This window comes from Ruegeria sp. CDSA077, from assembly GCF_059612265.1.
This window is the reverse complement of sequence record NZ_JBXWQG010000001.1, coordinates 1,296,471-1,321,335: the sequence shown is the minus strand read 5'-3', so window position 1 is coordinate 1,321,335 and position 24,865 is coordinate 1,296,471. Positions and strand designations below refer to the sequence as shown.

The following is a 24,865-nucleotide window of genomic DNA, read 5'->3' as shown; positions in this document are numbered from 1 at the left end:
ATTTGTCAGGTGGGGGTGGACCTGTCAAGGGCCGGCGCGAGGGGCCGGCCCCTCACGCTCCCCGAGGTATTTTTGGCCAGATGAAGGGGGATCTGGGAATTGCACTTGGGGGTGGGGCGTGCATGATATCTGAAAAAGAAAAGAGGGTGTCATGGCAGCGACGAATTTTCTGGAAACGGCGCAGGGACGGCGGCTGGCCTATCATAAAAGCGAGGGCATCGGGCCGACCATCGTGTTTCTGGGCGGGCTCAAATCCGATATGGAAGGCACCAAGGCGGTGCATTTGGAGGCCTGGGCGAAGGGGCGTGGCCATTCATTTCTGCGGTTCGACTATTCAGGTCACGGTGAAAGCGGGGGCACGTTCGAAGAAGGATGCATTGGTGACTGGCATGAGGATACGCTGGCCGCGATCACGGAATTGACGGATGGACCGCTGATTGTTGTTGGCTCGTCCATGGGGGGGTGGCAGGCGCTGCTGTTGGCCAAAGCGCTGCCAGATCGGATTCAGGGAATGGTGACCATCGCTGCTGCGCCGGATTTTACCGAGGACGGGTATTGGGCTTCATTCTCGGAAAACCAGAAACAGGCACTGGAAACTGTTGGCCATGTCGAGCTGCCTTCGGACTATATGGAGCCTTACATCGTGACCAAACGGATGATCGAAGATGGTCGCCAACATTTGGTCCTGCGCAAGCCTCTGCATATGCCTTTTCCCGTGCGGTTTTTGCAAGGTACCGAAGACACAGCGGTTTCAATCGGAACAGCAGTGCGCCTGATTGAACATGCGTTCGGGCCCGATATGCGCCTGTCATTGACCAAGCACGCCGATCATCGCTTTTCGGATGGCCCATGCCTTGGGTTGATCGAACAAGCCGTTCTCGATGTGATGGCAGCCCAATAATGCGGATATTGGGTCGCGTTTTTCTGACATTGATCGTTGCGTTTGGCCTGATCTATTGGCTTGGCCCGCGTGAGAAGGTTGATCTGGCCCCAACATTTGACGCGCGCAAATTCGGTGAAGGGGTGCAGGTCTATTTCGAAAGTGTGGAATCTGCATTCGCCGACATCATTCCGGGGGTCGAAAAGCGAGTTATTTGGCAAGAGGGCTATAAAGAGCAGCGAACACCTGTTTCGATTCTATATCTGCACGGGTTTTCGGCATCATCCGAAGAGATCCGACCGGTTCCCGATCTGCTCGCCGAAACGTTGGGCGCCAATCTGGTCTACACGCGGCTGCAGGGTCATGGTCGCGGCGGGGATGCAATGGGTGAGGCGACGGCCTCGGGTTGGATGCAGGATCTTGCCGAAGGGCTGGCTGCTGCACGGGCGGTTGGGGATAAGGTCGTGGTGATTTCGACATCAACCGGCGGCACGTTGGCAGCGGCGGCCGCACTGAATGAAGAGCTGAGCCAAAACGTTGCAGGGATCGTATTTGTTTCTCCGAATTTCGGCGTTAAAGCGGCCGGAGCATGGATACCCGGATTGCCTTGGGCGCGCATTTGGTTGCCCCTGATGATGGGTGAAACCCGGGGCGTCGCAGGGGTGAACCCGGAAATGAACAAATTCTGGTCGGCGGTCTACCCTTGGCAGGCTGTGGTGCCGATGACAGTGCTGGTGGATGTGGTCTATGCGCTGGATTTTTCAGACGCAAAGGTTCCCGCGTTGTTCTGGTTCTCGAATGAAGATCAGGTCGTGCGTGCCGACCTGACCCACGAGATTGCCAAGGCATGGGGCGCCCCTGCGTCGGTTGAGCTGGTAACAATGGGGCCCGGGGACGATCCTAATTCCCATGTGATCGCCGGGCGGTTGATGTCTCCAGGGCAGACCGACGAAGTGGTGGCTGGTATCCTGAGATGGCTGAAAACCTTGGGGATCGAGTGAGGAAGAAATAATGCGCAGACCAGGCAGTATGTGGAGCCTTGAAACCCTCGGTCGTGTGCGTCTGTCCCGTCATTTTTTCATGCGCGATTTTCTGTATTCGGAAATAAGCAATTTTCACGAAAAGCAGAATTTTCCAGACGATCCCGACCTTGCCATCGAAACCGGAAAGGCGCTTTGCGAAACCCTGCTGGACCCGCTTGAGGAGACCTTTGGCCGGATTGCCGTACGATCCGGCTATCGCTCGGCATCATTGAACCGTTTCGGTAATGAAAACCGGCTGAATTGCGCGCGAAATGATAACCCGCTTGAATGTCACATCTGGGATCGCGCTGTCGGTGATGATCGGATTGCCGGGGCATCGATCGTGATCCCATGGTTTGCGGATCAATATGAGGCGGGGCGGGATTGGCGGGATTTGGCGTGGTGGATGCACGACCATCTGGATTATTCCGAAATCTGGTTCTTTCCAAAACTCTGTGCTTTCAATCTGGTCTGGAGGCCTGTGCCTCATAAGCGCATCGACAGCAATATCGCGCCGCGGGGCTGCCTTCTGCGCCCAGGAGGCGCGCCTGGCGAGGGTGACCTTGAGCGGCAAAGACGATATGCGGACTTCCCCGCTTTTCGCGGTATCCGCTACCCCTGAACTTTAACTTGCCGAACCATACAAAACCTCTCATCCTGAAACTAATGACGACGATTTGAGTGACTTTTCCAAAGGAGGCGTTGTTTGATCGAGCCGTTGGTTCTTTTACCCGGTTTGATGTGTGATGCGCGGGTATTTGAGCATCAGATGCGCGCCCTGTCACGTGATCGCGCCGTGACGGTCGCTTCGGTTTCGACCGCCGAGCGGATTGAAGAGATCGCGCGGGGCCTATTGATTCAGTTGCCACAACGCTTTGCATTGGCGGGCCTAAGCCTGGGCGCCGTAGTCGCTTTGGAAATTGTCCGATATGCACCCGAGAGGGTGTCGCGCTTGTGTCTGATGGCTTCGGATGCGCATTCGGAATCGCCCCAGACCGCAGCCGCGCGGGAGGAGCTGTTGGTCGCCGCCAAGATGGGTCGGTTAGAGGAAGTGATGCGTCGGCTGATTGGATCGGATTCGCTGGCCCCGGGGCCTCGACGTATTCCCATTCTTGCTGATGTCATCTCGATGGCGTTGGATTTGGGACCGCAGGTGTTCGAGCGTCAGATTCGCGCGCTGCAGCGTCGCCCGGACCAGCAGGGCAACCTGCGCCGGATCACGGCCCCGACTTTGGTGCTATGCGGGGCGCATGACACAGTTGTTCCGGTGCGAAGGCATGCGTTCATGGCGGACCTGATCCCAAATGCAGAACTGCACGTCATCAAGGATGCAGGACATTTGCCTACGTTGGAATCGCCTGAAAATGTCACCGAGGCGCTGAAGACCTGGCTCAGCGTGAAGCCTGCGCTGGATTACGCGTAGAGCGCTTTACGCTGTTCTTTGCTTAGAATGACCGGGGTTGAGATCGTCTGGCCCGTATTCTGATCAAAGAACGGGGTGTCCCTCCAGCTGCCAGAAAGCCGGGATTTTAGTACCCGCGTAACAATCCCGGCGACAGCGTAACCCAGTCGCTTGTGTTTGTGTTTTCCATCGGCCTGCGGAATGAACCCCTGGGTCGTAACCGGCCCTAAACAGTCCGGATCGGAAACTCGTTTCACATCAAAGCCCGCAAACGGAAATTTTGGAGTATTTGATGTCGTCGCCAGCGGTGCATTGCAGCAGCTGGCATACCAGCGCAGCATCCCCTTGGGGCCAAGGCGCATCGCGGCCAGGTGTTCGATGCCGCCGTCGATCCTGATTTCTTCAGGGGCCATTTGGAAAATGTCCACCGGTTCCGGCGCAGGGTCCGGTTGCCCGAAATATATCTGCGCGGCCCGGCAATCACGGCAAAAGCAGACTACATGCGTCCCGTACTGAACGCCTCTGGCTGTAATGCTGCCAAAGAGTTTTCCACAGTTGCAGGCGAAAGCCGTCTGTTTGGCGACTTTCTTTCCCATCGGCGTTAGGCTACTTTGTTGCGGTTGGCCGCTTTGCGCGAGGGTTTGCGGGCGTTGGCGTTCATAAATTCGATCACCAATGGGCGGATATTGTCGCGCCAGCTGCGGCCGGCGAAGATGCCATAGTGACCTGCGCCAGGTTCGACATGGCTGGCTTTTTTCGAATCCGGCAGCCCTGTACACAGCTCGAGCGCAGCAATGCACTGGCCAGGGGCCGAGATGTCGTCATTCGCACCTTCGACTGTTTTGACAGCAACGTTTGTAATTTTGCCGATATCTACCTTGTGCCCTGCAACAACAAACTCGTTGCGCGCGATTTCGCGGTTTTTGAAGACGCGTTCGACGGTTGAAAGGTAGAACTCGGCGGTCATGTCCATGACGGCGAGGTATTCATCGTAGAATCTGTTATGGGCATCGTGATCCGAAGCCTCGTCCCGCATAACCCTCTGGATCTGCTCGGAAAACGCCTGAGAATGCCGGTCCGAATTCATCGACATGAACGAGGCCAGCTGCAGCAGGCCGGGATACACCATGCGCCCGACGCCCTTATACTTGAAGCCGACGCGCTGAATCATGGTTTCTTCCAGCTGCCCCATTGTCACGCGACGGCCAAAATCGGTCACGTCGGTAGGTGTGGCATCCGGGTCAACAGGTCCGCCGATCAATGTCAGCGTGCTGGGTTGGGCTTTGGGTTCGACCTCGGCCAGATAGGCTGTGGCGGCCAGAGTCAGCGGCGCCGGTTGGCAGACGGCTACAACGTGGGTGTCCGGTCCCAATTCTTTCATGAAATCGACAAGGTAAAGTGTATAATCCTCTACATCAAACTTACCTTCGGACACGGGGATATCGCGCGCATTATGCCAGTCAGTGATATAAACTTCGCAATTCACCAAGAGGCTTTTTACGGTGGACCGAAGCAAAGTGGCGTAATGTCCAGACATCGGGGCGACCAACAGCACCTTGCGGGGCTGTTCGGCGCGGCCATTGACACGAATATGTATCAAATCACCAAAAGGGCGTTCGATCACCGGGACAATATCGACCAGATGATCCTTGCCGTCTTCGCAAGTGAATGTACGGATTCCCCAGTCGGGTTTTACAACCATGCGCTGGAATGTCCGCTCAGTCACCTCGCCCCAGGCGGCCATCATGCTGAACGCAGGGTTGGGCACCATCGAAAACAGCGGATAGGAAGCCATGGCACTTGCCGTAGCACCCATCCACTGATTGGTGTTGCGCATCGTTTCCATCAGATCGTAGGTCATCATGTAGCGCATGAAATGGGCCTCCTGAGTGTCAGCCTGATAATTCGGACCATTCGTCGCTTTGCCCCCCGACGCCCACGACGTTATTCTGCATAGCAGCGAGGTTAGGGTGGAATTGTTAAAATGACAACAAGTGAAGATAACGCGCCAGAGCTGTCCGAGGAACACCTTGAACGGATTAGAGAAAATATGACGAAAGTCGAAGAATTGTCGAAAAGGCTGATCGATGTGATGGCTGGCAAAGAGGCGCACACTCCCGCGTTGGACGGTCCGAATCAAGATCTTTTCGCAAGAGCAGCAACTTCGTATTTCGCCGAAGCGTGGCAGAATCCCGCCAAGCTTCTGGAACATCAGGTCGCATTCTGGGGACAATCCGTTATGAACTTTGCTGAGGCTCAGCAGGCGCTGGCCGCCGGCGGGGTCGAGGACAGCGAACCCGGACCCAAGGATAAACGGTTCTCAAACCCTCTTTGGGACACCAATCCCTATTTCCGGTTTATTCGCCAGCAGTATCAGACAAATGCCGATGCAATCGCGCAGGCGGTTGCTTCGGTCGACGATCTGGACGGCAAGGACAAGCAGAGGCTGCATTTCTTTTCGCAACAGATCATTGACTTGATGTCTCCGACGAATTTCCTGGCCTCCAATCCCGACGCGCTGGAAAAGGCGGTCGAGACGGAAGGGCAATCGCTGATCAAAGGGCTAGAGAATCTAGTTGCGGACCTTGAAGCCAATAATGGTGAAATGGTTGTCAGACTGGCGGATGAATCCGCGTTCAAGCTTGGCGAAAATATCGCAACAACTCCGGGCGACGTGGTCTATCGCAACAGGCTTATGGAGTTGATCCAGTACAAACCCACGACCGAGACCGTACACGAAACCCCGATCGTTCTGTTTCCGCCCTGGATCAACAAATACTATATTCTGGACCTTAAGGCGCAGAACAGCCTCATCAAATGGGTGACCGAGCAGGGCTATACCCTGTTTGTTGTGAGTTGGGTAAATGCGGATGCTTCTCATGCCGAGGTCGGTATGGGCGACTATGTCGAAGAGGGATTTCTGACCGCCATCGAGACCGTCAAGTCGATCTGTAAGGTCAAGCAGGTCAATGCGGTAGGATATTGCATTGCCGGCACCACGTTGAGCCTGACCCTGTCCCTGATGAAACAGCGTGGCGACAAATCCATCAAATCGGCGACCTTCTTTACAACCTTGACCGATTTCGGTGAACAGGGGGAATTCACGCCGTTCCTACAGAATGACTTTGTCGATGGCATTCAAGAACAAGTGACTAAAGACGGTATCCTAAAAGCATGGGTCATAGGTCGTACCATGTCGTTCCTGCGATCGAATGACCTGATCTACGGCCCCGCCATTCGAAGCTATATGATGGGCGAGACCCCTCCGGCGTTTGATTTGCTCTACTGGAACGGGGATGGCGCAAATCTTCCGGGCAAAATGGCAATCGAGTATTTGCGGGGGCTTTGTCAGAAAAATCAATTTGTGACCGACGGTTTCGATTTGCTTGGGCACAAACTACATATCCGCGACGTTGATGTTCCTTTGATGGCCATCAGCTGCGAAACCGACCATATCGCCGCCTGGAAAGATTGTTATCGGGGTGTGCAGCAGATGGGGTCACGTTCGAAGACGTTTGTCGTTTCGGAATCCGGTCACATAGCAGGCATCGTGAACCCGCCGAGCAAGAAGAAATACGGCCACTACACCAACCCTGATCTGAATGCAGATGCCGATGCATGGATGAAAGAGGCCGATTTTCATAAAGGGTCCTGGTGGCCGCAGTGGGAAGCTTGGCTGAAGAAGAGATCCGGCAAGCAAATCCCTGCGCGCCAAGTGGGCGATTCGGGATACGCTTCCCTGGCCGAGGCACCAGGAACCTATGTTTTGGTGAAGGCAACAGATTGATTTTTAACAGTTTAGAAAAATATTGCTGCAGTGCAGCAAGAAAAAACTTGCAATGCTGCGATGCAGCAACGATATTGTCCTCAAGCTGATGAAGCCCGGGGTTGGCCCGGATCGGCAAGCAAAGGATTTGGACAATGGCAAAGACTCAAGACTTTACCGCGACCCTGAAAGACATGATGGGTGCATTCCCTGTTGACACCACTGCTCTGGAAGGTGCGTTCAACACCACCGCGACCCTGAACGAAAAGCTGTCGGGCGTTGCTCTGGAAGCGGCTGAGAAATCGGCTGAGATTTCGAACAAATGGACCAAGGAAACCCTGGCCAAACTGTCCGATATGTCGAAAGCGAAATCTGACCCTGCAGATTACGCAAAAGCTGCAACCGACTACGCAAGCGCGTCGGCTGAAGTTGCTGCTGAAAACCTGGCTGCTTTCGCTGAAATCGCGAAAAAAGTTCAGTCGGAAACCGTTGAGCTGCTGATGGCTGCTGGCAAAAACGCTGCAGAAGACGCAACTGCCGTTGTCAAAAAAGCAACCAACGACGTGTCCACTGCTGCGAAAAAAGCAGCTGGCGCCAAGTAAGGTAAGATAGCGAGGTGCACCCACTCCTCCCATTTGGTGCAATCGCGTTGGGCGGGTCGAAAGACCTGCCCTTTCTTTTTGTTCTGCACTCGCATAATCTCTGCTGCAATGCATCATTCCTTGGGGAGGGTAGACGGTGTCAGAACAAGAAAAACCGTTGCTAATCAAACGATATGCCAGCCGTCGGCTGTATAACACTGAAACCAGTGACTATGTCACGCTCGAAGATATTGCGGCATTCATACGTGACGGTCGCGAAGTTCAGATCATAGACCTGAAGACTGGGGATGATCTGACACGGCAATATCTGCTGCAAATCATTGCCGAGCATGAAAGCCGCGGTGAGAATGTCCTGCCGGTGAACGTGCTGAACGATCTTGTGCGCAGCTATATGTTGCCGGGCGGAGGAGTGATGCCGCAATTCCTGCAAAGCTCGTTCGAAATGCTGCGCGAAAGCCAAAGCAAAATGATGGAAAACATGTCTGCGATGAATCCGATGACCCAGATTCCGGGTTTCGAAGCACTGCAAGCGCAGCAAAAGGCATTTCTGAAGGCGATGACCAGCGGCATTTCCGGCAGTTGGTCCGGTTCGGAAACGGATAGCGAGGCCAAACCCCAGTCGAGTGAGGATCTGGACGACATCAAGAAGCAGTTGGCGGAGTTGCAGCAAAAGCTGTCTAAACTGAACTGAATTTGTCCACACAATGAAATAGGCCCGCCGCTGGCGGGCCTTTTCGTTTGAATTCAGCTTATTCAGGTTCCAAATGCGATTTTCGGGGCGGTAATTTCCCCTACTGAAGCCAACAGAATATCAGCGATCACATCCAGTTCCGCGCCTGTCAGGCGTACAGGCAGGCGCACGTCGCAAGCTTTCATCAGCATGTTTCGCGTTTGTGGCAGTTCGATCTGTTCCGGCAGGAATTGCCAGTTCCAAAAGGCACGGGCGTTGTCTTCACTCAGGCCGAATACCTGAACTTTCACCCCGCGTGCTTCGGATGCTGCGGCAAAGGCGCGGATATCATCATCGCTTAGGTCAACCAGATTGAACTGGATCGAGTCCGGCGCCCGGCGCTCTGGCGCCAGCGGGGCAGGCACGTTGATATAGGGCGATGAGTTCAGGCGCTCTGCCACATAGTCGTGGTTTTGCAACCCATCGCGGACACGGCGTGCCAATTCAGGCATCTGGGGACGGATTACTGCAGCGCTCAGGTTGCTCATCCGCAGGTTATACAGCGGCAACTGGTTCTGCCAGCGGCCAAAGGCCTCTTCGAGTTCCGATGAGTTGTCGCCACGCGGACCTTTGTGTTTCTTCCAGTTATGTTCGTAGGCGCCGGACATGATCACGGCACGCGCCACCAGATCAGCGTCGTCGGTTATCAGAATGCCACCTTCGCCCGCATTGATCATCTTGTAGGACTGAAACGAGAAACAGCCGATCTTGCCAATCGTCCCAATATTGCGGCCATGCCAAGTTGTCCCCAGCGAATGGGCTGCGTCCTCGATCACCGGAATGTCGCGCGCGCTGCACAGGGTCATGATCGCGTCCATATCCGAAGTATGTCCGCGCATATGGCTAATGATCACGGCCTGCACGTTATCCAGTTTGGCGGCAAAGTCATCCATGTCGATGCGATAATTGTCACCCACCTCACACAATACGGGGATGCAATCCGCATGTATGACCGATGAGGGCACCGCCGCAAAGGTAAAGCCCGGTATCAGCACCCGCGCGTCCCGCGGCAAACCCAGCGCCTTGAGCGACAGGAACAGCGCTGCCGAGCAGGACGATACAGCCAGCGCGTATTTCGTGCCCAGCAGTTCGGCGAATTCCGACTCGAGCAGCGCAACCGGAGCGTCTTGCGGCGCAGTGTAGCGGAACAGGTCGCCTGACTGCATCAGGGCATCAATGGCGTCGCGGGCGGCCGCGGGGATGGGTTCGGCGTCATGGACGTTCGGAGGCAGCGTCATATTTGGCATTCCTGAATTCTATCTTTGGGAAAGATAAAGCTAATGAAGTGTCAATCCAAGCCCTTAATCTTCAGGGTGGCGAAATTTCACTATTCTGTCGTAGTCAGAGAGACACAGGTTGGCTTACCCTGCGTAGCGGGAAATTCTTTTGAACTTGCAGCTTTGGGGGAAGTAAGGTGGCAATGGATCTTCTTTGACGTTGCTCTCGTATGATGGGTTGGATCACTGCATTGACTATCATTCGTTTGGCGCTCTGGGGCGCGCTTTCAACTTTCGCTTCGGCGGTTCACGCGGATTATGATCTTTCGAACGGCACAGAAGTTGCGCCGCTTGAGATGTTTCAGGAATGCGATGTTTGCCCTGAGATGATTGTCTTGCCTTTGGGTGAGTTCATGATGGGTGGACCGCCGGGAGAATCGAAACGAAACTTTCATTGGGATGAAAAAGGGCTTCGCCCCGCGACACCTGAAGAGCCGTATATTGCACATCATGAAGGTCCGGTTCACAAGGTCACGATAGATATGCCCGTCGCCATGGGGCGGAATGAAGTCACGCATGATCAGTGGATGGCTTGTGTGATTGATGGCGGTTGTGGTGGGTATATCCCGCGAGACTGCATTTTGCAGCGTGACGGTCCCTGCGTTGAAATCAAGGGAAATCATCCGGTTGTAGACGTATCCTATCAGGATGCCGTGTCCTACACTGGGTGGCTAAACGACAAAATTGGTGCGGATGTTTATCGTCTACCTACGGAAACTGAATGGGAATATGCCGCTCGTGCTGGGACACAAACACCTTTTGCGCAAGGAGAAGAGGTTTCGACGGATCAGGTCAACTTCCACGGCAAACCAACGGAAGAAATGTTGGGGGTGAAGCGACCTGATCTGGCCCGCCGCGGCTATCCGGTGCCCGTTGATGCGTTGGATGCAGCCAATGCTTGGGGATTGCGTCACATGTCGGGGAACGTTGCGGAAGTTACAATGTCCTGCTGGACGGAAACGCACAAAGAGTGGAATAGATCCAGCGTTTACCTGAAAATGGCACTTGCGCCGGGCTGTGAGCGTCGTGTTTCACGCGGTGGCACATATTGGATCGCGATGGATTTTTCTCGCGTTGCGGCCCGAGGCGGTGGCTCAGATGATGTCGGCTCTACGTCTAAAGGGTTCCGCGTTTTGAGGGAGTTGAAATAAACCCTCTGAGTGCCTTGCAATCACAGGCCAAGCCGGTCCCGCAGGGAAAACCATGTCATCGCCAGCACCAGCAACGGGCTGCGTAGGGCTGCGCCGCCCGGAAAGGGCAGGGCGGGTACGCGGGACATGGTGTCGAACCCTTCGGCTTGGCCCTGAATGACCATCGCCATCAGTTGCCCGGCATGTGTAGCTGTGCCAACACCGTGACCCGAATAGCCAGAGGCTGACAGGATATTCGGGGCAACCCGTGTCAGGTAGGGCATTCGCCGCATGGTGATACCCAGAGTACCGCCCCACGCATAGTCGATCTTTACATCGCGAAGATGCGGGAAAATCTCGGTCATCGGTTTGCGCACCTTGGAGGCGATATCTGTCGGGAAGCGGTAGCCATAGCTTTCCCCGCCGCCGAATAGCATGCGGTTGTCGGCGCTGAGGCGAAAATAGTTCACCACAAACTTGGTATCAGCGACGGCGACATCCCGGGTCAGGACGCGGGCGGCATCGGTGCCCAAAGGCTCGGTCGCGGCGATGAAATTGTTGATCGGCATGACGCGCGACGCCACCTTGCCGTTCAGATCGCCGAGATACCCGTTGCAGGCCAATATGACGTGGTTGGCCGTCACCTTTCCCTGTGGGGTTTGCACGATGGCCGGATCGGTCTCGTCGATCCCGGTGACTTCGGTACCCTCAAAGATGCGCACGCCGGCCTTGGCTGCGGCATCAGCCAGCCCCAAGGCAAAGTTCAGCGGGTGCAGATGGGCCGCCCCCATGTCCAGATAACCTCCGCGATAGGTTGGGGATGGGCACAAGCCATGCGCCGCGCCTTCGTCCAGCAGCTCCATATGGTCATAGCCATATCGCGCCGACAGATGCGCGGCGTGATCGTGGAGGTCTTTCTGATCCCCGGCGCTGAGGCCCAGAACCGCCACGCCCGGTTTCAGATCACAGTCGATTTTGTGCTTTTCGATCAGCGATTTGACCAGATCCTTGGCATCTTCGGCCAGATCCCACAGCTTGGCGGCATCGTCATCGCCGACCAGGCGTTCAAGGTCTTCCTGATCCATCCGCTGGGCGCTGCCCAGCTGCCCGCCATTGCGGCCTGACGCTCCGAAACCAACGCGATGCGCCTCAAGCAGCACGACGTCGAACCCGGCCTCGGCCAGATGCAGCGCGGCGGACAGGCCAGTATAGCCGCCACCGACCACACAGACATCAGCTTTGGTATCCCCAGCAAGCGCTGGAAAACGGTCGAGCGTGTTGGCCGTCGCGGCATACCAGCTGGCCGGATACTCGGCCTTGCGGTCGTTGGAATAGAGGAGATTCATCGCGGCTTAAACGTTCATGAGCAGGTGCTCACGCTCCCACGGAGAGATGACCTGTAGAAATTCTTCATACTCGGCACGTTTGACAATGCCATAGACGCGGGCAAATTCCGGACCCAGCACTTCGTGCAGGGCGGTGGCCTCGTCGAACAGGTCCAGCGCATTGCCCATGACCTGCGGGATATCACCGTCACCTTCGTAGGCGTCGCCATAAAACTGACGGCGCGGGCGTTCCTGCTGGGTCAGGCCGAGATAGCCGCAGGCAAGCGACAAGGCGATGCCCAGATAAGGGTTGCAATCCATGCCTGCGATACGATTTTCAACGCGCCGCGCCTCGGGGCCGGACAGGGGAACACGGATGCCGGTCGTGCGGTTGTCACGAGCCCATTCCAGATTGATCGGCGCGGCATGGTCTTTCACATAGCGGCGGTACGAGTTCACATAAGGTGCCATGACTGCCAGGCCTGCAGGCAAGTGGTTTTGCAGCCCTGCAATGAAGTTATAGAATGCATCCGTTTCGCCGCCCTGAGGTCCGGAAAAGATATTCTGTCCGGTTTCGATCTCGGTGATCGAGTGGTGGATGTGCATGGCCGATCCGGGCTCATCCGCAATCGGTTTCGCCATGAAGGTCGCAAAGCAGTTGTGTCGCAACGCGGCTTCGCGGATCAGGCGTTTGAAATAGAACACTTCATCTGCCAACTTGACCGGATCACCATGGCGCAGGTTGATTTCAAGCTGTCCGGCGCCGCCTTCCTGGGTGATGCCGTCAATCTCGAATCCCTGATGTTCGGCAAAGTCATAGATGTCGTCGATCACCGGGCCGAATTCATCCACCGCGGTCATCGAATAGGCCTGCCGCGCGGCCGCAGGACGACCCGAACGGCCCATCATCGGTTTGATCCCCTGCGCGGGGTCGACATTGGGGGCGACCAGAAAGAACTCCATCTCTGGTGCGACAATCGGTTTCCAGCCTTTGTCGTGATACATTTTTACGACGCGCTTCAACACGTTGCGTGGGCTGAACGGGATCGGCTCTCCGTCCCGGTCATAGGCGTCGTGGATCACCTGCAGCGTCCAGTCACCCGTCCAAGGAGCAGCGGAAGCAGTCGAAAAGTCAGGTTTAAGGATCATGTCCCGTTCAATGAAGCCGTCCTCTCCGGCGGCTTCGCCCCAGTCCCCGGTGATAGTCTGGTAAAAGATACTATCGGGTAGATGGAAGTAGGACTGGCGTGCAAATTTGGTGGCCGGAACCGCTTTCCCGCGCGCGATGCCGGGCAGGTCAGAGATGATGCACTCGACCTCATCCAATCGGTGACCTTCAAAATAGGTACGGGCTGCCTGTGGCAGTTGTTCTGTCCAATCGGCCATCAGGCCCTCTCTTTCTTCAAAAACTCTGCCATGAACTGTCCGATCTTCGGACTGTCGTCGCGGGTGGGCAGGCGGTCGGCGGCGGCCTGCATCAGATTGTCTGGAACGACACCTTTGCCGCGTGTGTCCATCAGCCCTTCGATGAAGCTGTCGCCATACTCCGGGTGGGCCTGAACGGTCCAGATCGTGTCGCCATAGGCCAGCATGGCATTCTGGCAAAAGGCGTTCGAACCGGTTACTTGTGCACCGGCGGGCAGCTCTACCACCTGGTCCTGATGCCAGGCATTCAAAGTGACGATCTGTCCGTCCAAATCGTAGTCCGTCCGCCCCACGGCCCAGCCCTGTTTGAACTTTTCAACTTTCCCGCCAAGGGCTTGCGCAATGACTTGATGACCAAAGCATATGCCGATCAGTGGTTTGCCGCTTTGATGGATGTCGCGGATCAGCGCTTCGAGCTTGCGAATCCAGGCATGGTCCTCATAGGCGCCATAGCGCGAGCCGGTGATGATCCATCCATCAGCATCGTCAAAACTTTGCGGAAAGTGATCGTCGACAACCGCATAGGTCACAAACTCAAAGCCGTTGCCATCCAGCAGCGCGCGAAACATGCCGTCATACTCACCGAACTGATCGTGCAATTCGTCAGGGGGGTGGCCGGTTACAAGGATACCGATTTTCATGGGTCACCAAATTTGATCAAATTTATTCTAGCTGAGCAGAACGAAGCGGGCAAGGGGCTCAAACCGCCTCGAGATAACTTAGCCAATGCTCCTCGGGTGGGCGTTCGTCAAAGCGCAGGATCTCTTGTCGCTTTGTCATGGCGAGATTGCTGATCAGCGGGGCGGGAAAGATGCGCGCAACTTGCGGATCGGTTTCAAGGGCGGTGATGGCTGAAGCCCAGTCGCCAGCGAGTTGCGGCAGGCCGTCGATCTCATATGCGTTGCCCGTGATCGGAGCTGGCGGTTCAGTTCCGTCCTCGATGCCGTTCAGCGCCGCACCGAGCACGGCGCTCAGCATGAGGTAGGGATTGATGTCACCACCAGCAACGCGATGTTCGATCCTGCGGGCAGAGGGCGCGCCGCCGGGAACGCGCAGCGCGGCAGTGCGATTTTCATAAGCCCAGCATGCCTCAGTTGGGGCATGGGCGCCGGGGACAAGCCGGGTGTAGGAGTTCCCGTGCGGTGCAAAAATCAGAGTTGAACCAGGCATTGCAGACAGACATCCGGCTATGGCCGAGCGCAAAAGATCAGTGCCTTCAGGCCCGCCATTGTCAAAGATATTTTGCCCATCCTGGTCGACGACCGAAAAATGGACATGCATCCCATTGCCCGCATCCTGGGCATAGGGTTTGGCCATGAAAGTTGCGGTAAACCCATGTTTGCGTGCAAGGCCACGAGTCAACACCTTGAAAAGCAACGTATCATCTGCGCAGCGCATGGCGTCCTGATGGTTCAGGTTGATTTCAAACTGGCCAATCCCGCTTTCGGAAATGGCGGTTTGAGCCGGGATGCTCATTGCCTCGCATCCGTCATAGAGGTCTGTGAAAAAGGCGTCGAACGCATCCATTTCCGCCATGGACAGGACTGCCTCGTCGACCAGCCGTCGCCCCGTCAAAGGATTGATCGGAGGCACCGGTCGTGCACCTGATGAGTCCAATAGCGTGAATTCAAGCTCGGTCGCCGCAACAACAGACCAGCCACGCTCGGCATAGCGTTGCAGCACCGAGGTCAGAGCATGGCGAGGGTCGCCGGCAAAGGGCTTGCCCTGATCGTCATACAGGGACATCAACACCAGCGCTGTTTCGGTTTCAAGCCAGGGAACTGGGACGGGGCCACGCTCGGTTGGCAGTAATATGCCGTCCGCGTCGCCTGATTCAAACACAAGCGGGCTATCCTCGATATCCGCGCCCCACAGATCAACATTCAATGCCGAAAAGGGCATCCGCACCACACCTTTACTCAGCTTGTCAGCATAAGAAGGAGGCACGCGTTTGCCGCGCAGCTGACCGTTAAGGTCGCAGGCCGCTACGCGAAAACTGTGTAGGGCGTTCAGGTCCATCGGCGTCTCCATCACTCTGGTACCCCGAGGTTTAATCGACACAAAGCGCCTTGTCACGAAATTTGATCAAATTATCCCCGCGCCGTTTTTTTCGGCGCGGGGTCGGGACCTTATGCAAAGCTTATGCCGTTCTCGGCCATCGGCAGATCGGCAATCAAGGTCCCGGACATTGCCTTGATTGCGTTCGCGAGCGCGGGGGCCGAGGGCGGCGTGCCGGGTTCGCCCACGCCTGTAGGGGCCTCGGCCGAGGGCAGGATGTGGACGTCGATTGTTGCTATATCGCCGATCCGAAGGGGTTCGTAGTCCGGGAAGTTGTATTGATCCACGGAACCGCCGGTCAGTGTGATCTGATCGCGCATCACATGCCCGATGCCATAGCCAATCCCACCTTCCATCTGGGCACGCACCACGTCGGGGTTCACCGCGATACCGCAATCGACAGCACAGGTAACCTTTTCGATCTTGATGCCGTCATCCGGATCGCCCGAGATTTCGACCACCTCAGCCACATAAGAACCAAAGGATTTGTGCACCGCAATACCTTGCGCGCGACCGGTAGGGACGTTGCCCCAATCTGCTTTCTCGGCCGCAAGTTTCAGAACTGAGGCCTTGCGCTGTTGGTCTGCATTACCCGCATCCGCCAGATGTGCGAGACGGAACTCAACCGGGTCACGGCCCGCGGCGGTGGCGGCCAAATCCATCATTGTTTCCATCGTATAGGCAGTGTGGGTATGTCCTACCGACCGCCACCATAGGACCGATGTGGCCTTGGGTGTGTCGGTCAGTCCAAGCGCCATCCCCGGAATATCATAGGGGCTGTCTGCGATGCCCTCGATCGAGCTGTGGTCGACGCCGTCATGCACTGCAACCGCTTCGAACGGGGTGCCCTTCATGATCGATTGCCCAGCAACCTGATGCTGCCATCCCACGATATTCCCCGCCGCATTCAACCCGACACGAACTTTGTGGCCGAAGGCCGGGCGGTAATACCCGCTGCGAATGTCGTCTTCCCGCGTCCAGACCAGTTTGACCGGGCGCGAGCGGTCGGTGACAACAAAGGCCAATGCGGCCTCAACCTGATAGTCCGCATCCGGTGTTGCGCGACGCCCGAAAGACCCGCCGGCCAGCATCGTTCTGATGTGGATTTTCTCGGGTGGCAGCTGAAAGATTTGCTGATACGCCATGTGCGGGCCGGTTGGCATCTGAGCGCCATCATGCAGAACGATGTCACCCTCTGCGGTCTGTTCGATTGTGCAGTTCAGTGGCTCCATCGGAGCATGGGCGAGAAGCGGGTAGTAAAAAGTTTTTTCTACGACCGTATCCGCCGCGTCGATCGCAGCCGAAACCGTGGCAACATCTGCCTTGTTCACGTTATAGGTCGGCTGGGCATTCAGCGCGTCCATGATCTCGGCCTTGATCTGATCCGAGTGGCGGGTTTCAGCGCCGGACATGTCCCATTCGACCTCAAGCGCGTCACGCGCCTGAATCGCGGCCCAGGTATCTTCGGCATAGACCGCAACGCCCGCCTGATTGGGCAATGCAGCGGCGCTGATATAGCCTTTGACCTCTTTCGATGCGTTGTCGTCAAAGCTGATGACAATACCGCCCCGCGAATCCGGACGTTTGATCATCGCAACCATCTGGTTGGGCAGGTGGACATCCATGGCATACATGGCTTGCCCGTTACCCTTGATGGCCGAGTCCGTGCGACGCACGGCCTCGTTCCCGATCAGGCGGAATTCCGAGGGGTCTTTCAGGCGCGGCTCGGTCGGCGCCTCAATCTGCGAAGCGGCCGCCACAAAATCGGCAATCGGGGCGGATTGATCGCCTGCTTTGACGATACCCTCCTCAATGGTGATGCCTGATGCATCCACACCCCAGCTTTGGGCGGCGGCATTGATCAGCATCTCGCGGGCGGCAGCGCCAGCCTGACGGTATTGCAGCCAGGAATTCGCCATCGCGGTCGAGCCGCCGGTGCCCTGGAAGGGGCCGAACAGCAGGTTGTTATAGACTTGGGGGTTCGACGGCGCGAATTCGTATTTAATTTGGTCCATAGTGATGCCGATTTCCTCGGCGATAAGCGTCGGAAGGCCGGTCGCGGGGCCCTGACCCTTTTCGAAGTGTTTGACGATGGCGGTCACAGTGCCGTCTGCGTCAATCTTCACAAATGGGTTGAGCTGCGTCGTCTCGGACGAGGCCGCAGCCAGAACGCCATCGGGGCGGGCGCCAATCAGCAAGACGGCACCGGTAGCAGCAGCGCCTTTCAGAAAACCACGGCGAGAGGTGTTGATGGTCATGGATCAGGCCTCCAGAATTTCGGATGCGCGCTGGATACCGGCGCGGATGCGTTGATAGGTGGCACAGCGACAGGCGTTGCCGGACATGTAATCGTCGATTTCTTCAACGCTGGGCTTTGGATTCTCGGACAGCAACCCGACCGCCGACATCACCTGACCCGACTGGCAATAGCCGCATTGAACCACGTCCAGCTCGACCCAAGCCTGCTGGACAGCAGCGCCGATATCATTTTCGCCCACCGCTTCGATCGTGGTGATTTCGGCACCTTCGACATCTTCGATATATGTCTGGCACGAGCGCACCGGCTCTCCGTCCAGATGCACGGTACAGGCCCCGCACGAGGCGACACCGCAGCCGAATTTGGTTCCTGTCATCTTCAGTTCGTCCCGGATCACCCACAGCAGGGGTGTGCCGGGCTCGGCCTCAACCGTGTGGGTCTGGCCGTTCAGTTTCAATGTCAAAGCCATTGGGGGGATCTCCTGTTGGGCTGGCTACCTGAATCGGTAAACTGGCGGGTTTACCTTAGGCAGGGGGCAGGGCGTTGTAAACCCGGGAGTTTACCTAGCGTTTGACCGGCTCGTGTCAAAGGGTCTATAGCTTTGGAGCATGAATGACCTCAGCGCACCGAAAGCACTAAAGCATGCCCAGATCATCGAGGCTGCCGTAGCTGAATTCCAGGCAAAGGGGTTCTCGGCAGCCAGCATGGATCGGATCTCGGCAAGGGCCGAGGTCTCCAAGCGCACGTTGTACAAGTATTTCGAAAGTAAGGAAAACCTGTTCCGCTCAATCGTGGTTGAGCTGTCGAACCGCTTCTCTGAGGTGTTGGATATCAGATACGAAAAGGGCCGGGATATCCAAGAGCAACTGACCGATCTGGCCTGGGCCGAGGGACGCATTCTGATGTCACCCGAGGTGATGGCGATGTCGCGTATGGTGATCAGCGAAACCTTGCGCAATCCCGACCTTGCGGTCGCCGCGCAGGGCAAATTGGACAAAACTGCCATCTTCTCGGCCATGCTTAAAGATGCGGCAGAGGATGGTCAGCTACGCATCGATAACCACGACATCGCGGGTCGTGAATTCATCGGTTTAATCAAGAGCAGGGCATTCTGGCCTATGGTTTTTTGCGGGTCCGTACTTAGTCAGGAAGAAATGTCTGATACCATTCAGCGCAGCGTCGAAATGATGATCTGCCGGTACGGTATCGACAATCGGTGACGCGGTTGGCAGGCACAGCGACGCCCTCTTTCGAATATGCTAAACCCCGGGCTGCCCGATTCGAGGGGCAGGAATTTGCGGATTCGATCAGACTGATTGGATCCCGGATGCGACGAGGGCTCAGCATTGAATGACAAGGTAAGACAAGCCGCACGCCTGAGCGTCGCCCCGATGATGGATTGGACCGACAGACATTGTCGCTATCTCCATCGGCTGCTGAGTGCTGAGACGCTTCTTTACACCGAAATGGTCACCGCACCTGCGTTAGTTCGGGGCGGAGCGCTGCATTTGCTGGCCTACAGCCCACAGGAACATCCTGTGGCTCTGCAACTGGGTGGGTCAGACCCTGACGAACTGGCGCAAGCGGCCCGGTTGGGGGCGGATGCCGGTTATGATGAGATCAATCTGAATTGTGGGTGCCCGTCTGATCGGGTGCAATCGGGCACTTTTGGTGCGGTGCTGATGAAATCCCCTGACCGCGTTGCGGATTGTGTTGCCGCAATGCGCGAAGCCGTGGACGTAGATGTCACGGTCAAATGCCGCATTGGAGTCGACGACCAACAGCCCGAAGACATTTTGCCTGAGTTTCTGAGCCAGATCAGGCAAGCGGGATGCACACGGGTCACGATCCACGCGCGCAAAGCCTGGCTGCAAGGGCTCAGCCCCAAAGAAAACCGGGATATTCCACCCCTGGATTATGATCTCGTGCATCGGATGAAGGCGGAATTCCCGGATATGCACATCTCGATAAATGGTGGCATTGCTGATCTGGAACAGGCGCGCGGGCATCTGGACGCAGGGTTGGATGGTGCCATGATCGGGCGGGCTGCGTATCATCAGCCGTCAGATGTTCTGTCCACAGCGGATCCTGTGATTTTTGGGGTCGGTCAGGCCGCCGACCCGTTTGCTGTTGTCCGGAAAATGGTGCCTTATATCGAATGCCATCTTGCTGGCGGAGGGCGCTTGCACCAGATTACGCGACATATGCTGGGCCTGTTCGCAGGGCGGCCGGGTGCGCGGGCTTGGCGGCGGACCCTGTCTGAAGGTGCAGTGCATGACGGGGCGGGCCCCGAGGTTATGTTGCAGGCACTGGATCATGTCGCGCCTCTGACCGAGGCCTGAATGGTGGCAATACGGCAAAAGGTCGATTGGGGGGAATGATGCCCGAAGTAATGTTGCTTGCTCAGATGCTGGTTCTTCTGCTGGTGATCGGAGCGCTGGCGGGCGTTTTGGCGGGTCTGTTGGGTGTCGGCGGAGGCATCGTACTCGTCCCTGCTTTTTTCTGTGCGTTTCAGACCCTTGGATATGGCGGCCCGCAGTTGATGCAGCTGTGCCTCGCCACCTCACTGGCAACGATTATCGTAACCTCACTACGGTCGGTTCTGGCACATAACAAAAAGGGTGCCGTTGATTGGGATATCCTGCGCAGTTGGGGTCCGGGCATCGCCATCGGTGCGGTGTTGGGCGTGATGGTGGCATCCGCTCTTCGGACCGAGGCATTGCAAGCCCTGTTCGGTGTATTGGGTATGGTGATTGGCGCCTATCTTGGTCTGGGTAAATCCGAATGGCGGCTTGGAGACGCCATGCCCAAGGGCCTGAAACGCGCTCTCCTGTCGCCCTCGGTCGGCTTCCTATCCGTTCTGATGGGTATCGGCGGCGGCAGCTTTGGCGTGCCGTTAATGAGCTTGTTCAACACGCCAATTCACCGGGCTGTGGCCACGGCGGCCGGGTTTGGCGTGATCATCGCTGTGCCCTCGGTCATGGGGTTCCTGTTTCTCGAAATTGCCCCTGAACACCGCCCGCCCTTTACCATCGGCGCCGTCAATCTGATTGCCTTTGGGATTGTGGTCGCCATGACCATGATCACTGCGCCTTGGGGCGTTAAGTTGGCCCATGCGATGGATCCAAAGCCGCTCAAGCGGATATTCGCGGTCTTCCTGACTCTGGTCGCACTGAATATGTTGCGCAAGGCGTTGGGTTTTTGAGTTCTTTCGAGGAAAAGGGGTGGGTTAGATTTCCCCACGACCGGGCTATTCTGGACTGGGTATCTTATGCGCTGCCCGCAGCACGCGCTGCTGCGGCGGATCCGGAATTCGCGCATTGGCTGGACTGTGAAGGGACTTGGTTCATTGGGGTCGACGCGCTGAACAACGACACCGAGGGCAGGGTCCAGGGTTCCCCGGTTCTGACCGGGGCCGTCATGGATTTCATAGTGTCGCGTTATGGGTCGTTGCCATTGCACAAAGCCCAGGTCTCGGTCATTTACCCCGGCTACCCGTTGCCCCGACGCGGAGAGGGCGAGGCTGCTGCCCGGTATCGAGCAAAGCGGGATGCGGCCCATGTGGATGGTTTACGCCCGTCCGGCCCGGACAGGCGCCGCAGGGTCGAGGAACCGCATGCGTGGATTCTGGGCATTCCATTGAGCGATGCCAGCGAGAATGCGTCCCCGATGGTTCTTTGGGAAGGTAGCCACAAGATCATGCAGGCTGCATTTGCGGATGCACTTGAAGACAAGCGCCCGGACACTCTGGATCAGGTGGATATAACAGATGTTTATCAGGCTGCCCGTCGTGAGGTCTTTGATACTTGCCGTCGCATCGTACTGCCCGCACGTCCGGGCGAGGCCTATCTGCTGCACCGCCACTGCCTGCACGGGGTAGCGCCATGGGGCAGCGGGGCTGAGGCTGGGTCGGATGGCCGGATGATCGCCTATTTTCGGCCTGAATGCGCTGGCGGTGTGGCCGAATGGATCAAATCCTCCTAACGTTCTGTCATTATACAGATTTGGAGGATTTTTTGATGATTGCTGTCCACAAAAACTCTGACGGAGCATTGATTGAAATCGAGCTTTCCGGCGAAGTGACAGGTACGGACTATTCCACAACATTGATCCCGGCGATTGAGGCCGCACTGGCCGAACACGATACGGTGCGGTTGTTGGCGATCGTGCAGCCAGAGTTCAAAGGGTACGATCTGAATGCGGTTTGGTCGGATACAAAATTGGGCCTCAGCCACTGGCGCGGCTTTGATCGAATTGGAGTGGTGGCGGATCAGGGTTGGGTTCAGACCAGTATCCGGCTTGCGGCTCCACTTTTCCCTTGCCCTGTGCAGGTATTCGATCACGCGAATATTGAAGAAGCGCGCCGATGGTTGCGCGAATCTCTGGGCTCTATTCACGTTATGGATCTGGGCGGCCCCTGCGTGCAGGTCAGCCTGATGGGAAAACTCGACCCTGACGAATTCAAAAAGGCCGAAACCGATCTGGAGTACATTTTGCAGGAGAAACAGGGGTTTCGCCTGCTGATTGATCTGTCCAAGTTCGACGGATGGCAAGGCCTTACGGCGCTTGCCTCGCATTTTCGGCTGGCCCGGGGGCATATTGGCAATCTGGATCGGGCAGCGGTTGTTGGCGACAAAGCCTGGCAACATCTGGCCCAACGGGTGGCCAGTCACATCCTTGGCACACGCACTCAGTTCTTTCCCGCCGAGGAAATTCAGAACGCCAAAACATGGCTTGCGTCTGGGTAGAAACGCAGCGGCTTGAGCCTGCTGTGACATTTACGTCAGGGCACAGAAATATCAGCGAGGATTTTTCTTGATCGATTGGTCAAAAAAGACGTACACAGATCGAACTCCTCTGCCGAGCCACTGCAGAGGATCGATTGTTGAAACGCGCCGCTGTGGGTTGCCACTCACTCGCCAACTGTCAACGAACTTGACCCCCTCGTAGTTCAGACCAGCCCGCAGCGGTGCAGATTCAGCAATCACATCCTTTTGTGGAAATCTCAGGCCTTGTTGAGCCGCCCCGCCCGGCCGCCGCGCCGTTTGGCAAGCAGCGGTTTGCGAGACGGTAGGTCTGCCATGATATCGGCGCGCTCAGAGCTGTCCATTTTTGACCAGCGAGAGATTTCGTCGATCGTGCGGTAGCAACCGGTACAAATACGCTCGGTCGGGTGCACAACGCAGATCTGGATGCACGGGCTTTCGACCTCGTTCCTTTTCCAAACCATGTTCGACATCAGCGTTTTCCGATCCTTAAAGAAAGCGCATTCTGTCCAGCGCGCCTTGCAGAATATAGCCTGCCGCGACGTGGTCGATAACCTGTCCGCGACGCTTTCGTGTCGTATCCGCCTCAAGCAGTGCCTTTTCTGCCGCAACCGTGCTGAGCCGTTCGTCCCAGAACCCGATCGGAACTTCGGTCAAACGGGACAGGTTTCGGGCAAAGGCACGGGTGGACTGGCAGCGCGGCCCTTCGCTGCCATCCATGTTTTTCGGCAGACCCAGTAGGATACCCCCGATCTCACGGTCGGCTATGATTTCCAGCAGACGGGCAGAATCCAGAGTGAATTTCTTGCGCCTTACGGTCTCCAGCGGGCTAGCAACACCGCGCATCCGGTCCGAGACTGCAACCCCGATAGTCTTTTCTCCCAGATCGAGACCGATCAACGCGCTCATAGGCGCAAGCGAGCCTGCAAATTCCTCAAAAATGTCATGGATCATTGGGTCACCCCAGCCTGAGCTGCTGCTGCACCAAGGATATCCAGTGCGTTGTCATTGTCCAAGAATACGGATTGGGCTTCGGCGTAGATCGCGGTGGCCCGGTCGATGTCGCCAATCACCCCAAGGGCACCGATCAGCCGGGCCCATTCTTCGGGGGAACCGCCTTCGGTTGCAAGCCTGTCTGACAGTTGCTCGACCATGCCAAGGATCATCTCTTGGCGCTCTTGTGCGGTCAGAGATGCAGCGGCCTCGATGTCATCCTCACCGGGGCCTGGGTTCCCTGCGGGTATAGGGGCGGCATTGAACACACCCGCACGAAAGGCCAGATCGTCCATCTGTGCGCGAATGGCCGTTGCCCAGGGTGCATTTGTCGGCGCGCTTCCAAGTGCATCCACCCAGATCCTGTAACCGATATCAGGTCGTCCGACCTGTACCATCATCTGTCCCAGGTAATACAAAGCCGGACCATGGCGTGGATCACGCTGCAATGACTGTTTCAATGCGTCTTCAGCTTCGGGCGAGATATATCCGTTGGTAGCAAGGATCATCATCTCGGCAAGATGCGAATAGGCATCTGCGGGTGCAGTATTCCCGGACAGTTCGATTACACGTTGCTGCGCTTTGTAGGCGGCATGGAAGTTACCTGCGTTCGCCTCGTGCTGGGCAAGAAGGATATGTCCTTGTAGGTCATCAGGACGACCGGAAACGGTTTCGCGAAGTTGCCCGAGAAGAGAGGCATAGCTTTCGTCAAGCTGTGGCAGTGGTGCGGGTGGCGTGGCGGCTTCTGCCTCGGCCTGACTGGGGCGCTCTGTGCGCAGAGCATCGGCCATTTCTAGCCGCAATGACAGGGGCTGATCGGGGAGCCCGGCTGCACCAAGCTTCAGATACATCCAGGATCCTCCGCCAACCAGGATGGCCGCGACAAATATGGATGCCGCAACCGAGATCCATTTGGACGGCCCTTGCGGTTCAGACAAAGATTGCATCTGCGCATCAGCCGCAAGAATGCGGCGTGAAATTTCCGTGCGAACTCGCTCGGCATCTGCGTCAGCGATGACACCACGGGCCAGGTCTCGATCTACGCTGGCCAACTGTTCACGATAGACCTGCAAGTCATACGCTGTGGATGGTTCGCGCGTATCTCGCCTACGCAGTATCGAAATCCCAAGAAAAACCGCTATCAGAACAGCGGTGGCTATGATGAGGGCCCAGAAGGTCATGATAACTCCAAGATGGCTGTCCTGACTTAGACCTGTGGCGGGGCGGAAAAA

At 56.7% G+C, this 24,865-nt stretch carries 25 protein-coding genes; 13 read left to right on the top strand and 12 right to left on the bottom strand.

Annotated features, from left to right (window positions below; all coding sequences use genetic code 11):
* Positions 1 to 151: 151 nt before the first annotated feature.
* The 4 genes from AC2FLE_RS06625 to AC2FLE_RS06610 all read left to right on the top strand — a co-directional run bounded on the left by AC2FLE_RS06625 (position 152) and on the right by AC2FLE_RS06610 (position 3,325).
* Positions 152 to 901: an alpha/beta fold hydrolase gene (locus AC2FLE_RS06625; RefSeq protein ID WP_496695920.1), complete on the top strand. Its 750-nt coding sequence runs from the start codon at positions 152 to 154 to the stop codon at positions 899 to 901.
* Positions 901 to 1,881 (top strand): alpha/beta hydrolase, encoded by a 981-nt coding sequence (locus AC2FLE_RS06620; protein WP_496695919.1) that lies wholly within the window; start codon positions 901 to 903, stop codon positions 1,879 to 1,881. Before AC2FLE_RS06625 ends, AC2FLE_RS06620 begins: the two co-directional genes overlap by 1 nt.
* Before the next feature lie 28 nt (positions 1,882 to 1,909).
* Positions 1,910 to 2,524 carry a hypothetical protein gene (locus AC2FLE_RS06615; RefSeq protein ID WP_496696103.1) on the top strand — a complete coding sequence of 205 codons (615 nt, stop codon included), beginning with the start codon at positions 1,910 to 1,912 and terminating at the stop codon, positions 2,522 to 2,524.
* Between the two features lie 84 nt (positions 2,525 to 2,608).
* Positions 2,609 to 3,325, top strand: a complete 717-nt coding sequence (locus tag AC2FLE_RS06610) for an alpha/beta fold hydrolase (RefSeq protein WP_496695917.1) — start codon at positions 2,609 to 2,611, stop codon at positions 3,323 to 3,325.
* Here the strand turns inward: AC2FLE_RS06610 and AC2FLE_RS06605 are convergent.
* Both AC2FLE_RS06605 and phaZ read right to left on the bottom strand, forming a co-directional pair.
* Positions 3,316 to 3,900 (bottom strand): DUF6151 family protein, encoded by a 585-nt coding sequence (locus AC2FLE_RS06605; RefSeq protein ID WP_496695915.1) that lies wholly within the window; start codon positions 3,898 to 3,900, stop codon positions 3,316 to 3,318. The two genes, AC2FLE_RS06610 and AC2FLE_RS06605, sit on opposite strands and share 10 nt — an antisense overlap.
* Positions 3,901 to 3,905: 5 nt before the next feature.
* Positions 3,906 to 5,177 carry a polyhydroxyalkanoate depolymerase gene (gene phaZ / locus AC2FLE_RS06600; RefSeq protein ID WP_271947865.1) on the bottom strand — a complete coding sequence of 424 codons (1,272 nt, stop codon included), beginning with the start codon at positions 5,175 to 5,177 and terminating at the stop codon, positions 3,906 to 3,908.
* Between the two features lie 111 nt (positions 5,178 to 5,288).
* Here phaZ and AC2FLE_RS06595 point away from each other — a divergent pair, with 111 nt between their 5' ends.
* From AC2FLE_RS06595 to phaR, 3 genes are all read left to right on the top strand, one after another.
* On the top strand, positions 5,289 to 7,091 hold the full coding sequence (locus tag AC2FLE_RS06595) for a PHA/PHB synthase family protein (RefSeq protein WP_496692387.1): 1,803 nt from the start codon (positions 5,289 to 5,291) through the stop codon (positions 7,089 to 7,091).
* Between the two features lie 134 nt (positions 7,092 to 7,225).
* A complete protein-coding gene (locus AC2FLE_RS06590; protein ID WP_142633002.1) occupies positions 7,226 to 7,672 on the top strand; it encodes a phasin family protein in 447 nt (148 codons plus the stop codon).
* A gap of 136 nt (positions 7,673 to 7,808) precedes the next feature.
* Positions 7,809 to 8,363, top strand: a complete 555-nt coding sequence (gene phaR / locus AC2FLE_RS06585; protein WP_496695913.1) for a polyhydroxyalkanoate synthesis repressor PhaR — start codon at positions 7,809 to 7,811, stop codon at positions 8,361 to 8,363.
* A gap of 62 nt (positions 8,364 to 8,425) precedes the next feature.
* On the opposite strand, the gene AC2FLE_RS06580 is transcribed toward phaR, so the two are convergent.
* A complete protein-coding gene (locus AC2FLE_RS06580; RefSeq protein ID WP_496695911.1) occupies positions 8,426 to 9,640 on the bottom strand; it encodes a DegT/DnrJ/EryC1/StrS family aminotransferase in 1,215 nt (404 codons plus the stop codon).
* A 230-nt stretch (positions 9,641 to 9,870) separates the two neighbouring features.
* Between AC2FLE_RS06580 and AC2FLE_RS06575 the strand changes: the two genes are divergently transcribed.
* Entirely contained in the window at positions 9,871 to 10,830 is a 960-nt protein-coding gene (locus AC2FLE_RS06575) for a formylglycine-generating enzyme family protein (protein ID WP_496695909.1), read from the top strand.
* Between the two features lie 20 nt (positions 10,831 to 10,850).
* Here the strand turns inward: AC2FLE_RS06575 and AC2FLE_RS06570 are convergent, their stop codons facing one another.
* The 6 genes from AC2FLE_RS06570 to AC2FLE_RS06545 all read right to left on the bottom strand — a co-directional run bounded on the left by AC2FLE_RS06570 (position 10,851) and on the right by AC2FLE_RS06545 (position 18,343).
* Positions 10,851 to 12,155 carry an NAD(P)/FAD-dependent oxidoreductase gene (locus AC2FLE_RS06570; RefSeq protein ID WP_496695907.1) on the bottom strand — a complete coding sequence of 435 codons (1,305 nt, stop codon included), beginning with the start codon at positions 12,153 to 12,155 and terminating at the stop codon, positions 10,851 to 10,853.
* A 6-nt stretch (positions 12,156 to 12,161) separates the two neighbouring features.
* Complete coding sequence (locus AC2FLE_RS06565; protein ID WP_496688525.1) at positions 12,162 to 13,520, bottom strand: glutamine synthetase family protein; 1,359 nt, start codon at positions 13,518 to 13,520, stop codon at positions 12,162 to 12,164.
* On the bottom strand, positions 13,520 to 14,200 hold the full coding sequence (locus tag AC2FLE_RS06560) for a type 1 glutamine amidotransferase (RefSeq protein ID WP_496695905.1): 681 nt from the start codon (positions 14,198 to 14,200) through the stop codon (positions 13,520 to 13,522). Before AC2FLE_RS06560 ends, AC2FLE_RS06565 begins: the two co-directional genes overlap by 1 nt.
* 58 nt (positions 14,201 to 14,258) lie before the next feature.
* Positions 14,259 to 15,578, bottom strand: coding sequence for a glutamine synthetase family protein (locus AC2FLE_RS06555; RefSeq protein ID WP_142633016.1), 1,320 nt, complete (start codon positions 15,576 to 15,578; stop codon positions 14,259 to 14,261).
* Positions 15,579 to 15,688: 110 nt separating this feature from the next.
* Positions 15,689 to 17,875, bottom strand: coding sequence for a molybdopterin cofactor-binding domain-containing protein (locus AC2FLE_RS06550; protein ID WP_496695903.1), 2,187 nt, complete (start codon positions 17,873 to 17,875; stop codon positions 15,689 to 15,691).
* A gap of 3 nt (positions 17,876 to 17,878) precedes the next feature.
* The gene (locus AC2FLE_RS06545) at positions 17,879 to 18,343 is read right to left on the bottom strand and encodes a (2Fe-2S)-binding protein (protein WP_142633020.1); all 465 of its coding nucleotides are present in this window, start codon (positions 18,341 to 18,343) and stop codon (positions 17,879 to 17,881) included.
* A gap of 139 nt (positions 18,344 to 18,482) precedes the next feature.
* On the opposite strand from AC2FLE_RS06545, the gene AC2FLE_RS06540 reads away from it, so the two are divergent.
* The 5 genes from AC2FLE_RS06540 to AC2FLE_RS06520 all read left to right on the top strand — a co-directional run bounded on the left by AC2FLE_RS06540 (position 18,483) and on the right by AC2FLE_RS06520 (position 22,622).
* Entirely contained in the window at positions 18,483 to 19,094 is a 612-nt protein-coding gene (locus AC2FLE_RS06540) for a TetR/AcrR family transcriptional regulator (protein WP_496695901.1), read from the top strand.
* 126 nt (positions 19,095 to 19,220) lie between these two features.
* Positions 19,221 to 20,216 (top strand): tRNA dihydrouridine(20/20a) synthase DusA, encoded by a 996-nt coding sequence (dusA, locus tag AC2FLE_RS06535; protein WP_496695899.1) that lies wholly within the window; start codon positions 19,221 to 19,223, stop codon positions 20,214 to 20,216.
* A gap of 38 nt (positions 20,217 to 20,254) precedes the next feature.
* A complete protein-coding gene (locus tag AC2FLE_RS06530) occupies positions 20,255 to 21,079 on the top strand; it encodes a sulfite exporter TauE/SafE family protein (RefSeq protein ID WP_496695897.1) in 825 nt (274 codons plus the stop codon).
* Positions 21,076 to 21,858 (top strand): hypothetical protein, encoded by a 783-nt coding sequence (locus AC2FLE_RS06525; protein ID WP_496695895.1) that lies wholly within the window; start codon positions 21,076 to 21,078, stop codon positions 21,856 to 21,858. The genes AC2FLE_RS06530 and AC2FLE_RS06525 overlap by 4 nt, the downstream gene beginning before the upstream one ends.
* Before the next feature lie 35 nt (positions 21,859 to 21,893).
* Entirely contained in the window at positions 21,894 to 22,622 is a 729-nt protein-coding gene (locus tag AC2FLE_RS06520) for a SpoIIAA family protein (protein ID WP_496692378.1), read from the top strand.
* 257 nt (positions 22,623 to 22,879) lie between these two features.
* Here the strand turns inward: AC2FLE_RS06520 and AC2FLE_RS06515 are convergent, their stop codons facing one another.
* The 3 genes from AC2FLE_RS06515 to ccmI are packed head-to-tail and all read right to left on the bottom strand — an operon-like array spanning position 22,880 to position 24,814.
* Positions 22,880 to 23,113 (bottom strand): DUF1289 domain-containing protein, encoded by a 234-nt coding sequence (locus AC2FLE_RS06515; RefSeq protein WP_142633031.1) that lies wholly within the window; start codon positions 23,111 to 23,113, stop codon positions 22,880 to 22,882.
* Between the two features lie 16 nt (positions 23,114 to 23,129).
* The gene (gene ruvX, locus AC2FLE_RS06510; protein ID WP_271947775.1) at positions 23,130 to 23,594 is read right to left on the bottom strand and encodes a Holliday junction resolvase RuvX; all 465 of its coding nucleotides are present in this window, start codon (positions 23,592 to 23,594) and stop codon (positions 23,130 to 23,132) included.
* Positions 23,591 to 24,814: a c-type cytochrome biogenesis protein CcmI gene (gene ccmI, locus AC2FLE_RS06505; protein ID WP_496695893.1), complete on the bottom strand. Its 1,224-nt coding sequence runs from the start codon at positions 24,812 to 24,814 to the stop codon at positions 23,591 to 23,593. Before ccmI ends, ruvX begins: the two co-directional genes overlap by 4 nt.
* Between the last annotated feature and the right edge of the window lie 51 nt (positions 24,815 to 24,865).

What these genes read in the sequence shown, in the direction of transcription:
- AC2FLE_RS06625 (WP_496695920.1), top strand. Translation starts at nt 152, where the DNA reads ATGGCAGCGACGAATTTTCTGGAAACGGCGCAGGGACGGCGGCTGGCC.
- AC2FLE_RS06620 (WP_496695919.1), top strand. Translation starts at nt 901, where the DNA reads ATGCGGATATTGGGTCGCGTTTTTCTGACATTGATCGTTGCGTTTGGC.
- AC2FLE_RS06615 (WP_496696103.1), top strand. Translation starts at nt 1,910, where the DNA reads ATGTGGAGCCTTGAAACCCTCGGTCGTGTGCGTCTGTCCCGTCATTTT.
- AC2FLE_RS06605 (WP_496695915.1), bottom strand. Translation starts at nt 3,900, where the DNA reads ATGGGAAAGAAAGTCGCCAAACAGACGGCTTTCGCCTGCAACTGTGGA.
- phaZ (WP_271947865.1), bottom strand. Translation starts at nt 5,177, where the DNA reads ATGCGCTACATGATGACCTACGATCTGATGGAAACGATGCGCAACACC.
- AC2FLE_RS06595 (WP_496692387.1), top strand. Translation starts at nt 5,289, where the DNA reads ATGACAACAAGTGAAGATAACGCGCCAGAGCTGTCCGAGGAACACCTT.
- AC2FLE_RS06590 (WP_142633002.1), top strand. Translation starts at nt 7,226, where the DNA reads ATGGCAAAGACTCAAGACTTTACCGCGACCCTGAAAGACATGATGGGT.
- AC2FLE_RS06580 (WP_496695911.1), bottom strand. Translation starts at nt 9,640, where the DNA reads ATGACGCTGCCTCCGAACGTCCATGACGCCGAACCCATCCCCGCGGCC.
- AC2FLE_RS06570 (WP_496695907.1), bottom strand. Translation starts at nt 12,155, where the DNA reads ATGAATCTCCTCTATTCCAACGACCGCAAGGCCGAGTATCCGGCCAGC.
- AC2FLE_RS06565 (WP_496688525.1), bottom strand. Translation starts at nt 13,520, where the DNA reads ATGGCCGATTGGACAGAACAACTGCCACAGGCAGCCCGTACCTATTTT.
- AC2FLE_RS06560 (WP_496695905.1), bottom strand. Translation starts at nt 14,200, where the DNA reads ATGAAAATCGGTATCCTTGTAACCGGCCACCCCCCTGACGAATTGCAC.
- AC2FLE_RS06555 (WP_142633016.1), bottom strand. Translation starts at nt 15,578, where the DNA reads ATGGACCTGAACGCCCTACACAGTTTTCGCGTAGCGGCCTGCGACCTT.
- AC2FLE_RS06550 (WP_496695903.1), bottom strand. Translation starts at nt 17,875, where the DNA reads ATGACCATCAACACCTCTCGCCGTGGTTTTCTGAAAGGCGCTGCTGCT.
- AC2FLE_RS06545 (WP_142633020.1), bottom strand. Translation starts at nt 18,343, where the DNA reads ATGGCTTTGACATTGAAACTGAACGGCCAGACCCACACGGTTGAGGCC.
- AC2FLE_RS06540 (WP_496695901.1), top strand. Translation starts at nt 18,483, where the DNA reads ATGAATGACCTCAGCGCACCGAAAGCACTAAAGCATGCCCAGATCATC.
- AC2FLE_RS06530 (WP_496695897.1), top strand. Translation starts at nt 20,255, where the DNA reads ATGCCCGAAGTAATGTTGCTTGCTCAGATGCTGGTTCTTCTGCTGGTG.
- AC2FLE_RS06520 (WP_496692378.1), top strand. Translation starts at nt 21,894, where the DNA reads ATGATTGCTGTCCACAAAAACTCTGACGGAGCATTGATTGAAATCGAG.
- AC2FLE_RS06515 (WP_142633031.1), bottom strand. Translation starts at nt 23,113, where the DNA reads ATGTCGAACATGGTTTGGAAAAGGAACGAGGTCGAAAGCCCGTGCATC.
- ruvX (WP_271947775.1), bottom strand. Translation starts at nt 23,594, where the DNA reads ATGATCCATGACATTTTTGAGGAATTTGCAGGCTCGCTTGCGCCTATG.
- ccmI (WP_496695893.1), bottom strand. Translation starts at nt 24,814, where the DNA reads ATGACCTTCTGGGCCCTCATCATAGCCACCGCTGTTCTGATAGCGGTT.